Source organism: Deinococcus misasensis DSM 22328 (genome assembly GCF_000745915.1).
In the GTDB taxonomy this organism is placed as follows: Bacteria; Deinococcota; Deinococci; order Deinococcales; family Deinococcaceae; genus Deinococcus_C; species Deinococcus_C misasensis.
The window spans coordinates 1-13,736 of sequence record NZ_JQKG01000031.1 but is presented as its reverse complement, the minus strand read 5'-3'; the positions used below and the strand labels follow the sequence as shown (position 1 = coordinate 13,736).

The window sequence follows — 13,736 nt, the reverse complement described above, 5'->3', positions numbered from 1 at the left end:
CAGCAGAAGGCAGAAGGCAGAAGGCAGAAGGCAGAAGGCAGAAGGCACGCTGCCATACGTGTCGGGAATGGTCAAGAGATTCATGTGGGGGCAAGGTGTTTCTTGCCCGTTGCCGTGAGCATGATCAACCTGCACATCCACCAACACCAAAATTCAACGCCGGGTGATGTCTCTCACTCGGCGTTGTTCAGGTTTGGGTTTGAAAAGGGCAATTCACTTTAGGCGATGGCTCCCTTCTGCTCTTTTTCGGTGTCCAGAGCGCGGGCAGCGTTGCGCAGCAGTTGGGCCAGTTGCTGTCTCAGGGACATTCTGGGCAATTGACGGGCTTCTCGGGCTTCTTGCCACATGGTGTCCAGCTTTTGCTGGGCCTGGTTGTTCATCAAATATTCGTTCATGGTCACTCCCTTGCTTCTGACTCCATTATCCAGTGAAAGATGTCCTGCCAACATCCGAAATTGGCGTACTGGTGGGTAAAGAGAAGCACTTAGCAAGAGGGAAGCAAGGATAAGCCGTTTGGACAAAGCCCGTCTGGGAGTTGATCTGGATGGGGATGAACGATGTGAAGAAATGGGATAAGACCTGCCGAGAGCTGTACGCACAAGAAATGGTCAATGGGATGTAGGGGCGAGCGTGCAGAGGGATCAACCTGCGGTCCCTCGTTTTGCACAAGAAGGCATGCCTCGCCCTCCCAACAAAACCTTCACCGAATGGCTTTCAAGACCTCTCTGGCCACGCGGTTTCCGCTTTCGACGGCACCTTCCATGTACCCCTGCGCAAAAGGTGAGGTATGCTCTCCAGCAAAATACAGCCGTCCCAGACACTCACCTTCTGCACCACGGATGCTGGTGAACTGTCCGATCCGGTAGCAGGAATAAGACCCGAGTTGATGGGGTTTGGTGGGCCAGTGCATGCGAACGGCACTCCCGGTGTACACCGACTGGAGACCGGGATACAGGGTTTCCATCTGTTCCACAAACAGGGCGCCCTGCTCCAGAGGGGAACCCTCGCCAGATTTCACCCCGAGGGTGCCTCCGGTAAATCGGGTCAGCACCGCACCTTTGGTGTTCTGGCCTCTGGTGGTCTCCCATGAAGTCTGGAACGGCAAATCGCTGTAGGTGCTGCCACTGAAACCGTACTGGGTGCGCCAGATCGGAGTCTCAAAAGCTGCCATCAGTTTGCTGTTGGTCCCATACCCGAGTTCCTGAATGGCCTGACGCTTGGCCGGAGGAAGGTCAATCTGGATGTCCAGCAAACGCATCACACTGAAAGGAATGGTGAACACCACATGGTCTGCATACACACTCGGGCCGTTTTTGAAGTCCAGCTTGTAGCGGTTGCTGGAGGTTTTGCTGACCCGTTCCAGCACCCTGCCCACCTGAATCTGGTTGTTGGTCCTCTGGGCAAGCCGTCTGGGAACGGCTCCACTGCCTTCTTTGATGTGGTAGGCTTCGTCGCTTTCCCCGTAAATTTGCCAGCTTTTGGGATCGGTGCCGATCAGGTACAGCAAATTGGTGGCGCTCTGTTCAGAAGCGTCCAGACCGTACTCGGTGGTGTAGGCCAGAGCCAGAATGTCTTTCATGACCTGATCGGCCTCGATGGGTGCAAGGTAATCCGGGATGGACACCCAGTCCAGAGGTTCTGCTCCTCCGGGGTTTTTGTAATTCACGGTGTCCAGATCCACGTTTTCCAGATCCCGGTCAATGCGCTCAGCAATGGGCTTAAACATCCTCAACAGGTCCCGTTCGGTGTAACGCTTTCCACCGAAGAACCAGTCTTCGGATTTGAGGCCCTTTTCTGCTGCCTTCAAATCTGTGAGGTGGAGGCCCAGTTCCTCGGTCAGGGTGATCAGTTCCTCATGGCCACTGTCCACCAGTTCGCCGCCCAACTCCACCACTTCATTCATGTCAAAGGTGTTGTAGACGCTGAACATGCGTCCACCCAGACGGTCTGAAGCCTCGTAAATGTCGGCATGGATGCCTTGCTGCTTGAGGCGGTAAGCACAGGTGAGGCCAGCCACCCCACCTCCCACAATCACCACCCGTTCGGTGACTTTGCGTTTCTGGGCCAGAGCCGGAACACTGGACACCGCTGCCGTCAGGGTCGCGGCTTTCAAAAAATCACGGCGTGAAATGGGAGCCTCTGGGGTGCTTTCCAGTGTGGCTTCCTGCTTGCTGCGGATGTACAGCCTCTTCAACCCCCGCAAAAAAGGTGTGCGCATGCTTCTCCTCCAGTGATGAATTTGCGAAACTGTGGGAATGGTTTCTTTCAGGGTAGCACTGAAGGAGGCAAAAAGCAGAGAGCAGAAGCAACCAAAAGCTCTGGCAAATCATGGGCTTTTTGAAGAACCCTGTGCCTGGGTTCTGCTGACACTTGCACTGGACAAGTCATGCCGAGCGCCAAAAAACCTTCTGCTTCAGGTATACATGTCTCATGCAAAACTGCTACACTTTCTGGAAGTCCCGAGGAAGGGAAAACAAGCCATGGCACAGAAACGCGGTTTATTGCTGGTGATGACTGGCGCAAGTGGAGTCGGCAAAGGCACCATCCGTCAGCAACTCGAACAAGTCGAAGACTATTATTACTCCATCTCGTGGACCACCCGTGAATCCCGTCCTGGAGAAGAAAATGGTGTGCACTATTTTTTCAAGACCCGTGAGGAGTTCGAAGCTGAAATCTCCTCGGGTCTGGGATTTCTGGAGCACGCTGAATTTGTGGGCAACCAGTACGGTACACCCAGAGCAGCGGTAGAGGAGCAGCTTTCACAGGGGCGCAATGTGCTGCTGGAAATTGAAGTGCAGGGGGCCATGCAAGTCAAAGAGGCCATGCCTGAGGCCATTTTGATTTTCATCATGCCACCCAGCTTGACCGAACTGAAAAACCGTCTGGTGGGGCGTGCAACCGAGCCTCTGGAGAAGATCGAGAAGCGTCTTTCCAAAGCCCGTGGAGAAATCCTGATGGCCCACGAATTCAAATACTGCGTGCTCAACGACAACGTGGAACGTGCTGTAGACGACATCCGCGCCATCATTCGTGCAGAGCGCCTGAGCGCACAACGCCTCACCCCAGCAGAACTTGACACCATCGTGGGTGAATGATCCACACAAGCTTAACGGGGCGCAGCACATGCGCCCTTTTTGCTTTTCTGCCATTTGCTATGCTGAGCCATGGCAGAAGGTTTTCTGGAAGTGGTGTTTCCGATTCGTGCAGATTTTGACCTCGATGACCGCGATGATTTTGAAGCGTGGATTGATGGTTTGTTGTCCAGAGGGGATTGGGGTGAAGTCAGTGGAGCGGGCATTGGAGAAGGGGTTGCCAGTCTGGACCTCACCATCTTCAAAGCCGAAGACACCGATGGGGTGATTGAAGTCCTCCTCAAACTCCTCAAGGACCGCAAAGCTCCAATGTCCACCATTGTCTACCAGCGTGCCCCAGAGCAGAAGATTTACCGCATGGAAGGGGCAGATGGGATTCTGAATTGAGGGGCAGAAGGCTTGGGCAAGCGTTGCCCTGTGGACTGGAAACCTCAAATGGATTTTGCAGAAGAGAGGCCACCCTGTTTTGCCCAAGACCTTGCCCAAAACGATGTACCCATCCAAGTCCAAAATTCAACATTCAACCCATGATCAATCAGCAAAATTCGCTGATTTTATCAACAAAATCTGCTAACATTTCAACATGAACGAGGACATCCGCAAAGCCATTCAGGAGGTGTTGCACCAGAGGCACATCTCGCAGGCAGATCTGGCACGCAAACTGGAGAAAACGCCTCAAGAAATCAGCCGTGCCCTGAAAGACCCCATCAAAGGCGGAAAAATTCCCGAGCTCTGGCAAAGCATTCTGGATGAACTGGATCTGGAAATGGTGATCCGGCCCAGAGGACAGCAATGAGCACCGTTTACCCTTTGCGTTACTATGGCGACCCCATCCTGCGCAGAAAATGCAGTCCAATCACAGATCTGCAACGGTTGCAACAGGTGCCCGGATTTCAAGAGGTGGCTCTGGAGCAACTGGCACAGGACATGATGGAAACCATGTTTGACGCTTATGGGGTGGGCCTCGCTGCCCCTCAGATTGGCCTGCCCATTCGGATGTTTGTGGCGGCAGAATACCGCACCGAGGAACCCGAGGGAAACATCCCCCTGAGTGCACAGGTGAAACGGCATCTGGTGGCCATCAATCCGACAGTGGACATTCTGGACTCCACCTTGCGGACCTCCCACACTGATGGTTGTCTGTCCCTGCCGGGCATGTGGTCGGACGATGTGCAGCGTCCTTCAGCCATCCGCCTGACGTACACCAACGAACACGGTGAAACCTGCATTGAAGAAGCCGAAGGGTACTGGGCCAGAGTCCTGCAACATGAATCTGATCATCTGGATGGCAAACTCTACACCGACCTTTTGCCTCCCTCTTACCTTCAGGCCAACCGCAAAACCGTTGCTGACTTGCAGAAGAAATCCAGAGCGTATTTGAAGGCCCTGGAAAAAAGACGCTGAATGGCTGATGTGCTCTGGGCAGCAGCTTGAGAAAATCACTGGTATGGTTTCTCTATTGAAGTGCCAATTTGATCTTTACAAAGAGCTTCCTGAAACACTGCACTTTCTGGCGCACCTCTCTGCCCTCTCCTCTGGCCCCGAGGTGCATCCCGGAGACTTGTGCTGGTGGATGTTCCAGAGCACCCTTTTTGATCCCAAAGTCTCCATTCAAATCTTTCGATCTGTGGAAAACCAGATTCAGGCTGTGCTGTTTGCAGATCCGCCAGACTGGATTTCCCTGACCGTGCATCCTGAGTGCAGGGCTCTGGAGCAGGTGCTGGATGCTGCTGAACAACATGCCATCAAGCATCAAAAATCCAAGTGGACCATCCGCGTTGGTTCCGCAAGCCCTCTGTGCCCTTTGCTATTGGACCGTGGGTATTCCCTTTCTGACAGCAGAAGTGTCTGGATGGTGCACCAACCCCCTCTGACCTCAACTGCTGTTTTGCCAGAGGGCTACACCTTGAGCAACATGCAGGAATTCACAGACCCGATTCAAAGGGTCCAGATTCATCAGAAAGTCTGGAAGTCTGAACGTTTCACACTGGAGGCTTTGCAACAGGTCCAGAGTTGCCCAGTGTATGACCCTGCACTGGATCTACTGATCATCGGGCCAGATGGGACCGTGGCCGGATCTGCTCTGGTGTGGTTCGATGCCCTCTCCAGAACAGGCACTTTTGAACCTGTGGGAGTGCATCCCGAGCGTCAGGGCAAAGGATTGGGCAAGGTGCTGATGGCTGCGGGCGTTGCTGCTTTACAGAAACGTGGAGCCCACAAAACCACCGTTTCCACCAGAGAAAGCAACCTGAAAGCCGTTCAGCTTTATGAAAAGCTGGGGTTCAGAACCTCTGGATCTTTCTTAAATTTTGAAGGTTCTCAACAGTTTTAATACTGTCTCACACGTTTTTTACTGTGAACTGTCCACCGTAAGCTGTAAACTTCTCCTAAGCAATCAAACGGATTCCAAAGCAGGTCAGGGCAAAGCACAATAAGACCCATGCGAAATGTGGTTCTGGGCATTGCTGAACACGATGGCAAAATACTGGTTTACAAAGGCATCTCACCGGACACCGGCATTCCGTTTTATCGCCCTCTGGGAGGAGGCATCCAGCATTGTGAACTGTCCAGAGATGCCCTGCCCAGAGAATTCAAAGAAGAACTGAATGCAGAGATCGAAATTCTTGAATTTATGGGGGTCATTGAAGAAGTCTTTGGCTGGAATGGCAAAAAAGCCCACCAGATTTTCTTCAATTACCGCATCCGTTTCTCTGATCCTGCTTTCTATGAAGATCGAAAATTCAAAGTGCTGGACGATTCAGTCACCGCATTCTGGAAGCCCATTTCAGACTTCCAGAATGGAGATCGGCTGGTGCCTGACAATCTATTGAACTGGCTTTGAGGATTCAGAAGTCCTGCAAAACAAAAGCCAGATTCAATCCTGCTTGGCCCAAATGGTGTTGGCCCTCTGGTTTTCGGAGGACCACACAAATGGCATGTTCCACAATGGCCCCTTGCTCACGCAGTTGGGCTGTGCTTTCCAGCACCTGTCCTCCAGAGGTGATCATGTCTTCGACCACCACCAGACGCTGACCTGCCACATCTCCACCTTCGATTTGCTGGCAGGTGCCATATGTTTTGGGTGCTTTGCGAACAAAATAGACAGGTTTCAGGGTCAGTTGACCCAGCACCGTGGCAATGGGAACCCCACCCAGTTCTAGACCTGCAAAACCATCAAAATCCTCTGGCAGCAAGGGCAGCATGGCTTCTGCAATCTCTCTGAGCAACACCGGATCGGATTCCAGACGGTATTTGTCGAAATACTGGTGTGCTGTTTCACCCGAGCGGAGGGTGAAGGCTCCAGTCAGCAAGCAGGCTCTGGTGATGCGTTCCTTCAGCATGCATTCCTCTTTCTAGCACAAAAAAAACGCTTCCTTTCGGAAGCGTCCTGATCCAAAAACAGCACCTCAACTGCGGTGGGCGAGGTGCTGTAAAGATGCTCATGTGCTCTGGGGAGTATAGCAGGTTTACTCTGCCACCACCCAGAATTGTTTTTCCTCTTTGACTTCATCCATGATCTGGCGAAGTTCATCCTGAGACACCTGACTGCCCTGCTGGCTCACGTCGGTGCTCTGGTCTTGCTGGAATTTGTCTTCTGAGCCCTGATCGGCACGGAAGTAGCAGGCGAACTTCACAGAGTTGGGGGCAAGGCCGCGTTTCTCTTCGAGTTTGCGGGCCACCAGTTCCTGAAACTTCTGCTGGGTGGCTTCCAGATCAATGTTGAAACGGTTCTCGGCGGTGAAGATGTTCTGTTCATCAAGGTATTTCAGTGTGAGTTGATTCACTGCAGTCATTTTGTCCTCCTGTGGAGGGGATGTCCCTCCTGCCTTTCCCAGTCTGGAGGAGAGACCGGAGGGTGTAAGTCAAGGATCACACAAAACAGCAAGTTAAAGAAGTTGACAATATTCGTTTTAACGAATAATATTCAGACAGAGGCAGGTACAGCACATGACATCATCCCCCACATCTCCAGAGCATCAGGCATACCTGACCCTCGTGCGCAGCAGCCAGCAGTTGACCCAGCAAACCATTGATCTCTTGAAGGAACATGGGCTGAGCGGTCCACAATTCAATGTCCTGAGGATTTTGCGCGGTGCAGAACCGAACGGGGCCACTTGTGGCGAGGTCATCCAGAAGTTGATGGATGTCAACCGCGATCCGGATGTGACCCGTCTGCTGGACAACCTGGAAAAGCAGGACCTCATCTCTCGGGCCAGAAGCAATGCAGATCGCCGGGTGGTGGTTTCGCGCATCAACACAAAAGGCCTGGAACTGCTGTCCAGAATTGATCAACCCATGCTGGACTTGCACGAAAGACAGTTTGCCCAACTGGGCGAAGAGAAAACCCGTTTGCTGGTAGAGCTTTTGAAAGAACTCACCCCTCAACCCTGAGCTTTTTTTCAGTAGATATTCGTTTTAACGGATATCGTCAAAACAAAGGAGACACCATGACCCCAGAGAATGCCCAGAAAACCCAGCTTGCCCTTGCCATTTTGCGCGTCCTGATTGGCGTGATTTTTGTGGCCCACGGTTACCAGAAGTTCTTCGAGTACACCCTGCCCGGAACCACCGGAGCCTTCACCCAGATGGGGATTCCTCTGGCAGGTGTGGTGGCTCCCTTGGTCGCAACCATTGAACTGATCGGTGGTCTGGCCCTGATTGCTGGTCTGTTCACCCGCATTGCTGCAGGACTGCTGGCCCTGAACATGCTGGGTGCTTTGCTGCTGGTGCACATCAAAGGTGGATTCTTTGCCCCCAATGGCATTGAGTTTCCACTGGCTTTGATTGGGGCCACCGTGTCTCTGGCGCTGGCCGGTGCAGGTGCTTTTGCTCTGGATGACCTGCGGATCAAAAACCGTCAGGCCGTACAAGCCTGAGTTTGGAATGCTCCTCCTGACCTCCTGCGAAAAGCAGGAGGTTTTTTGTGGTCGGGGTTCTACGGTAAAGACAATTATCGTCGGTGGTTGACAAAACTAATGGTCATAGTTTATAAACTAATTATGTTAGTTAATACCATCACTGCTCCCGTGGAGGTCCCCATGAACACCCAATTTCTGAACACCCCTGAAGGCACCCTCGCTTTTGATGACACAGGCGGAACCGGAGAGACCGTGGTGTGCCTCCCCGGCATGGGAGACCTCCGGCAGCAGTACCGTTTTCTGGTCCGAGACCTTGCCAGTGCTGGATACCGGGTCATCACCCTTGACCTGCGTGGGCATGGCGAAAGCAGTACCGGATGGCCCGAGTACACCGCCGAAGCCGTCACCAAGGATCTGCTTTTGTTGCTGGACCACCTGAACCTCAAATCTGCCCACCTGATTGGAAATTCCTTTGCTGCCCGCACGGTAATTTATGCTGCTCTGGAAAAGTCAGAACGGGTGAAAAGCCTGACCTTGCTGGGTCCAGTGGTCAGAACCCTGCCCATGCCGTGGTACATGGACCTGACTGTCAAGGTGGCTTTTGCTGGACCGTGGAACACGGCTTTCTGGATGGCCTACTGGAACAGCCTGTTCCCTGCCCGCAAACCTGCAGACCACCAGCAGTACGCTGCAAAACTGAAACGCCACATGGGGCAAAAAGGCCAGATGGACGCCCTGAAAGCCTACATGGCTCCATCGAAAATCGATGTTGAACCCCTGCTGCCAAAGGTGCAGAAACCTGCTCTGGTGATCATGGGTTCCAGAGATCCCGATTTCAAAGACCCCATCGCAGAAGCAAAATGGCTGGCAGAACGCCTTTCCGCTGAACTGATGCCCGTGGAAACCTCCGGACACTATCCGCACACCGAGTTTCCAGAGCAGGTTTCAGAGCGCATCCTGCAATTTCTCAAAGGGGTGAAGTGATGCCACGCAAAGGGTTGTCTTTCGATCAGGTGCTGGACGCTGCTGCACAACTGGCAGACCGCGAAGGTTTGCAGAACCTGACCCTCGCCAGACTGGCCAGTGAGCTGCACATCAAACCCCCTTCCCTGTACAACCACATCCAGAGTCTGGAACACCTGCAAGACAGTCTGGCCGCCAGAGGCATGCAGATGATGATTGAACGCACCCGTCAGGCGGCAGCGGGACGCTCTGGAAAAGAGGCCCTTTTTGCGGTGGCCCAAACCCATCGGGAAGCGGCCAAGGAGCATCCCGGCCTGTACACCGCCACCCAGATCAGCGTGCAAAAGTTCAGCCCTGAGTCTCAAAAACTGGCCAGCCTTTACCTGAGCACCATTCTGGACGTGCTGCAAGGCTACCACCTTGAGGAAGAAAAAGCCCTGCATTTCATCCGGATTTTTCGCTCCATTCTGAAAGGCTTCATGGATCTGGAAGTGGGAGGCGGATTTGGCATGCCTCTGAAGCTTGAAGAAACTTTTGAGTTGATGCTGGAAACCCTGCATTCCGGCATGCTCCAGTACAGCACCGTGAAGGGGTAAACCATGGACTTCAAAAGCCTCAATCTGGCACTGGCGTTTCTGATCGAACTGGTGATGCTCTGGGCCTTTGGCCTGTGGGGATTTCATGTGGGCTCTGGACCCCTGATGAAGTGGGGTCTGGGCCTCGGACTGCCTGTGCTGGTGGCGGTTTTCTGGGGCGTGTTCATGTCTCCCAGAGCGGTTTACCCTTTGCCCGATGGCCTGTATCTGGTGCTTCAGGTGATGCTCTTTGGAGGGGCAGCCGTGGCCCTGATGCTCTCTGGAAAAATGACACTTGGCATTGTTTATGCTGTGCTGGTGGTCCTCAACCTGACCCTGGCCCTGCTCTGGAAACAGTGATTCAGCGCCACGCGATCAGTTGGTCTTCCTGAAACTCGGGCACGGTGATGGACCAGGAATCCGCTCCATCCACCAGACGCCAGTCGTCGGTGTCGATCAGGTCCAGAAAATCGGCAGCAATCTGTTCCTCCAGAGCATGCAAGGGTTCAAAATCCTCTGCCTCAATCAGGGGATATTTTTTTGCACTGATCTGAATGTAATCGGCAATATGACGGGTCAGGTCTGACTCCTCTGGCACAAAAGTGGGCTCGAAACGGCCCCAGTGCCACGGGAAATCTCCACCCGTGCGCTGAACGGTTCCAATTTCAAGGTCACGGAAAAAGAGACGGTACATGCGATCATCTTATCTGAAGGTGGGATTTCTGGCAGAAGCCCCCCTCAAAATCCCTGATCCTGCAAGAGGCACCCAACGCCTGAAGGAGCACACATGCCACATGTCAAGACAGGACAGGAAAACAATCAAGACATTCAACTTTTCTTTGAAGACCACGGACAGGGTCAACCGGTGGTCCTGATTCACGGCTTCCCCTTGAACGGCAGATCCTGGGAACGACAGGAAAACGCTTTGCTGGATGCTGGATACCGCGTGATCACCTATGACCGCAGGGGATTTGGACAGTCCAGTCAACCTTCCTCTGGGTACGATTACGACACCTTCACCGACGATCTGGACCACCTGATGACCCACCTGAACCTGCAAGACGCCATTCTGGTGGGCTTTTCGATGGGCACCGGCGAAGTCACCCGTTACCTTGCCCGCTACGGGACCGAACGGGTCAGCAAAGCCATCCTGATTGGCCCGATTCCCCCTTTCCTGCTCAAAACCGACGACAACCCCGAGGGGGTGGACCAGAGTGTCTTTGAGGGCATCAAAGCCGCCATCCGTCAGGACCGTCCCAGATACCTCACCGAATTTTTCAAGAATTTCTACAATGCCGATGTGCTGCTGGGCTCAAGGGTCAGTCAGGAAGCCATGCAAATGAGCTGGAATGTGGCCGCCAGAGCTTCAGCGCGGGCCACTCTGGCCTGTGTGGACACCTGGCTCACCGATTTCCGCGAGGATGTCAAAGCCAACACCATCCCCACATTGATCATTCACGGGGACTCGGACCGCATTTTGCCGATTGCCTCCACAGCAGACCGCCTGAAAGACCTGATTCCCGGAAGCGAATATGTGGTCATCAAAGACGGCCCACACAACATTCCATGGACCCACGCCGAACAGGTGATTCAGGCCATGCTGGCGTTCATGCAGAAGTGAAAACCTCCTCCTGACTTGAGGACAGGCAAACCGAGATCAAAAAAATCCTCCCCCAACTTCAGGGGGAGGAAAGCGCAGCGAGGTGCGGGTGGTGGGGTCAAGCCTTCACAGGCAAGATGCCCTTAACGGTCTGGACCACATTCTCGGCGGTGAATCCGAACTCTTTGAACAGCAGATCGGCAGGGGCGCTGGCACCGAATCCGGGCATGGCGATGATGGCTCCGTCCAGACCCACGAACTCGTGCCACCCGAGGGGACTGGCGGCTTCGATGGCCACACGCTTGACGCCGGGGTTCAGCACGCTGTTCTTGTAGCTGCTGTCCTGCTCGCGGAACAATTCCATGCTGGGCATGGAAACCACTTTGGCCTTGATGCCTTCGGCGTCCAGAGCTTCTGCACCTTTGAGGGCCAGAGAGACTTCGGAACCGCTGGCGATCAGGATCACATCGGGGTTTTCCACGTCGCGGACAGGGTAAGCGCCTTTGCGCACACCCTCAATGTTGCGGGGCAGGATGGGCAGGTTCTGGCGGCTGAGGGCCAGCGCGCTTGGGCGGGTTTTGTTTTCGATGGCCACCAGCCATGCAGCGGCGGTTTCGTTGGCATCGGCAGGACGGAAGACCAGCACGTTGGGGGTGGCACGCAGGGAAGCCAGTTGCTCGATGGGCTGGTGGGTGGGGCCGTCTTCACCGAGACCGATGGAGTCGTGGGTCAGCACGTAAATGCTGCCGATCCCCATCAGGGCACTGAGGCGCAGGCTGGGCTTCAGGTAGTCGCTGAAGATCAGGAAGGTGCCGCCGTAAGCACGGATGCCGTACAGGGTGATGCCGTTCAGGGCAGCAGCCATGCCGTGTTCGCGCACCCCGAAGTGGATGTTGCGGCCACTGTAATCGCCTTTTTTGATCCAGTTCACACCTTTGAGTTCGGTGTTGTTGGAGGGGGCAAGGTCCGCACTTCCGCCAATCAGACCGGGGAACACTTTGGCAATCGCGTTCAGGGACTGACCAGAGGCAGCACGGGTGGCGAGGGGCTTATCGAAGGTGGGGAGCAGTTCTTCGATGTTCTCGGGGAGGTTGCCTTCCAGAACCAGTTTCAGTTCGGCAGCTTCCTGAGGGTACTGTTCGGTGTAACGGGCAAACAGGTCGTTCCATGCGGCTTCTAGCTGGGCTCCAGCTTCGCTGGCGTCCATGTGGGATTTGACTTCGGCAGGCACGTAGAAGTCTTCGGTGGCTTCCCAGCCGAGGTTCTGTTTGGTCAGTTTGATTTCTTCGCCGCCCAGAGGAGCGCCGTGGGCGTCGTGGCTGTCGGCTTTGTTGGGGCTGCCGTGACCAATCACGGTGCGCACGGCAATGATGGAGGGTTTGTCGGTGACAGCCTGCGCAGCTTTGAGGGCGTCTGCAATGGCAGCGGTGTCGGTGCCGTCTGCAACCTTCTGGACGTGCCAGCCGTAAGCTTCGAAGCGCTGCATGCTGTCATCGGTGAAGGCGATGTCGGTGTGGCCCTCGATGGAGATGCCGTTGTCGTCGTAGAGGTAGATCATCTTGCCCAGACCGAGGTTTCCGGCCAGACCGGCAGCTTCGTGGGAGATGCCTTCCATCAGGTCACCGTCGGAAACGATGGCATAGGTATAGTTGTTGAACAGCTCAAAGCCGGGCTTGTTGTAGCGGGCAGCCAGATGGGCTTCTGCGAGGGCAAAACCCACGCCAGTGGAGAAGCCCTGACCCAGAGGACCGGTGGACATTTCCACGCCTGCGGTGTAGCCGTACTCGGGGTGACCAGGGGTTTTGCTGTGCAGTTGGCGGAAGTTTTTGATGTCATCCAGAGAGAGGTCGTATCCGGTGAGGTGCAGCAGGCTGTAAATCAGCATGCTGGCGTGTCCAGCGCTCAGGATGAAACGGTCACGACCCATCCAGTTGGGGTTTTTGGGGTTGTGACGCAGGAAGTTTTGCCAGAGGGTGTAGGCCATGGGGGCCATGCCCATGGGGGCACCGGGGTGACCAGAGTTGGCTTTTTGAACGGCATCCATCGCCAATGTGCGGATGGTGTTGATCGATAAAGTTTCGAGGCTCATGTGTTCCATTCTAAGACCATCTGCTTCTAAATTGTGTCATTAACACACAAACGACCCGGTCCACATTCAGGAATTGCGTAAGCAGTACACAAAAAACCGAATTGAACTTGGTGTGATGCAGACACTAAAAGGAATAAACGTTTTCCCACAAGCAACAGTGATCGCTCACATTTTTCAAGTTTTTTCGAACCGTTTGCACCAGAGAACACTGTCCAAAACTCAGGATTCTCTGGGGGCCAGAGGTCCAGACAAGCTGAAGAATTTGTGTATGGATGACACGGTGGGGCTGTGACTTGCCGAGAGCCGAGAGCCGAGAGCCGAGAGCCGAGAGCCGAGAGCCGAGAGCCGAGAGCCGAGAGCCGAGAGCCGAGAGCATGATGCTGTGCGTCCAGAAAATGGTCAAGGGGATTTGTCATCCTAAAAGCATTTGCCAAAGCTTTTTTAGCCCTCGGCTGATATGCTCAATCCATGCACCGCCAGCACATTGACCTTGACGAAGCCATCCAAATCCTCAAAGACACCCTCCCCCTCCCAGAGACGGAAATTCTGCCTCTGGAG

Annotated in this window: 18 protein-coding genes; 12 read left to right on the top strand and 6 right to left on the bottom strand. The window is 54.3% G+C overall.

Annotation, left to right across the window (positions count from 1 at the left end):
- Positions 1–218: 218 nt before the first annotated feature.
- The gene (locus Q371_RS16660) at positions 219–395 is read right to left on the bottom strand and encodes a hypothetical protein (protein ID WP_157442767.1); all 177 of its coding nucleotides are present in this window, start codon (positions 393–395) and stop codon (positions 219–221) included.
- 305 nt (positions 396–700) lie between these two features.
- A complete protein-coding gene (locus tag Q371_RS16655) occupies positions 701–2,218 on the bottom strand; it encodes an FAD-dependent oxidoreductase (protein WP_051964640.1) in 1,518 nt (505 codons plus the stop codon).
- A gap of 262 nt (positions 2,219–2,480) precedes the next feature.
- Between Q371_RS16655 and gmk the strand changes: the two genes are divergently transcribed.
- From gmk to Q371_RS16625, 6 genes are all read left to right on the top strand, one after another.
- Complete coding sequence (gene gmk, locus Q371_RS16650) at positions 2,481–3,095, top strand: guanylate kinase (protein ID WP_157442766.1); 615 nt, start codon at positions 2,481–2,483, stop codon at positions 3,093–3,095.
- Positions 3,096–3,164: 69 nt separating this feature from the next.
- Positions 3,165–3,479, top strand: coding sequence for a hypothetical protein (locus Q371_RS16645; RefSeq protein ID WP_034342304.1), 315 nt, complete (start codon positions 3,165–3,167; stop codon positions 3,477–3,479).
- 196 nt (positions 3,480–3,675) lie between these two features.
- The gene (locus Q371_RS16640; RefSeq protein ID WP_034342302.1) at positions 3,676–3,888 is read left to right on the top strand and encodes a hypothetical protein; all 213 of its coding nucleotides are present in this window, start codon (positions 3,676–3,678) and stop codon (positions 3,886–3,888) included.
- The gene (def, locus tag Q371_RS16635; protein WP_034342300.1) at positions 3,885–4,496 is read left to right on the top strand and encodes a peptide deformylase; all 612 of its coding nucleotides are present in this window, start codon (positions 3,885–3,887) and stop codon (positions 4,494–4,496) included. The genes Q371_RS16640 and def overlap by 4 nt, the downstream gene beginning before the upstream one ends.
- Positions 4,497–4,539: 43 nt before the next feature.
- Positions 4,540–5,424, top strand: a complete 885-nt coding sequence (locus Q371_RS16630; RefSeq protein WP_169743875.1) for a GNAT family N-acetyltransferase — start codon at positions 4,540–4,542, stop codon at positions 5,422–5,424.
- A 108-nt stretch (positions 5,425–5,532) separates the two neighbouring features.
- Positions 5,533–5,934, top strand: a complete 402-nt coding sequence (locus Q371_RS16625) for an NUDIX hydrolase (RefSeq protein WP_034342296.1) — start codon at positions 5,533–5,535, stop codon at positions 5,932–5,934.
- A 4-nt stretch (positions 5,935–5,938) separates the two neighbouring features.
- Here the strand turns inward: Q371_RS16625 and pyrE are convergent, their stop codons facing one another.
- Complete coding sequence (gene pyrE, locus Q371_RS16620) at positions 5,939–6,433, bottom strand: orotate phosphoribosyltransferase (RefSeq protein WP_034342294.1); 495 nt, start codon at positions 6,431–6,433, stop codon at positions 5,939–5,941.
- Between the two features lie 126 nt (positions 6,434–6,559).
- The gene (locus Q371_RS16615; protein ID WP_034342292.1) at positions 6,560–6,886 is read right to left on the bottom strand and encodes a hypothetical protein; all 327 of its coding nucleotides are present in this window, start codon (positions 6,884–6,886) and stop codon (positions 6,560–6,562) included.
- Positions 6,887–7,040: 154 nt separating this feature from the next.
- Here Q371_RS16615 and Q371_RS16610 point away from each other — a divergent pair, with 154 nt between their 5' ends.
- The 5 genes from Q371_RS16610 to Q371_RS16590 all read left to right on the top strand — a co-directional run bounded on the left by Q371_RS16610 (position 7,041) and on the right by Q371_RS16590 (position 9,849).
- Entirely contained in the window at positions 7,041–7,484 is a 444-nt protein-coding gene (locus Q371_RS16610; RefSeq protein WP_034342289.1) for a MarR family winged helix-turn-helix transcriptional regulator, read from the top strand.
- Between the two features lie 56 nt (positions 7,485–7,540).
- Positions 7,541–7,969: a DoxX family protein gene (locus Q371_RS16605; RefSeq protein WP_034342287.1), complete on the top strand. Its 429-nt coding sequence runs from the start codon at positions 7,541–7,543 to the stop codon at positions 7,967–7,969.
- Between the two features lie 162 nt (positions 7,970–8,131).
- A complete protein-coding gene (locus tag Q371_RS16600; protein ID WP_034342285.1) occupies positions 8,132–8,935 on the top strand; it encodes an alpha/beta fold hydrolase in 804 nt (267 codons plus the stop codon).
- A complete protein-coding gene (locus Q371_RS16595) occupies positions 8,935–9,510 on the top strand; it encodes a TetR/AcrR family transcriptional regulator (RefSeq protein WP_034342282.1) in 576 nt (191 codons plus the stop codon). Before Q371_RS16600 ends, Q371_RS16595 begins: the two co-directional genes overlap by 1 nt.
- A 3-nt stretch (positions 9,511–9,513) precedes the next feature.
- Positions 9,514–9,849, top strand: coding sequence for a YrdB family protein (locus Q371_RS16590; protein ID WP_034342279.1), 336 nt, complete (start codon positions 9,514–9,516; stop codon positions 9,847–9,849).
- Between the two features lies 1 nt (position 9,850).
- Here Q371_RS16590 and Q371_RS16585 read toward each other — a convergent pair whose 3' ends face one another.
- Positions 9,851–10,183, bottom strand: coding sequence for a hypothetical protein (locus Q371_RS16585; RefSeq protein WP_034342277.1), 333 nt, complete (start codon positions 10,181–10,183; stop codon positions 9,851–9,853).
- Between the two features lie 93 nt (positions 10,184–10,276).
- On the opposite strand from Q371_RS16585, the gene Q371_RS16580 reads away from it, so the two are divergent.
- Positions 10,277–11,110 (top strand): alpha/beta fold hydrolase, encoded by an 834-nt coding sequence (locus tag Q371_RS16580; protein ID WP_034342275.1) that lies wholly within the window; start codon positions 10,277–10,279, stop codon positions 11,108–11,110.
- A 97-nt stretch (positions 11,111–11,207) separates the two neighbouring features.
- Here the strand turns inward: Q371_RS16580 and tkt are convergent, their stop codons facing one another.
- On the bottom strand, positions 11,208–13,178 hold the full coding sequence (gene tkt, locus Q371_RS16575; protein WP_157442765.1) for a transketolase: 1,971 nt from the start codon (positions 13,176–13,178) through the stop codon (positions 11,208–11,210).
- Positions 13,179–13,736 lie beyond the last annotated feature (558 nt).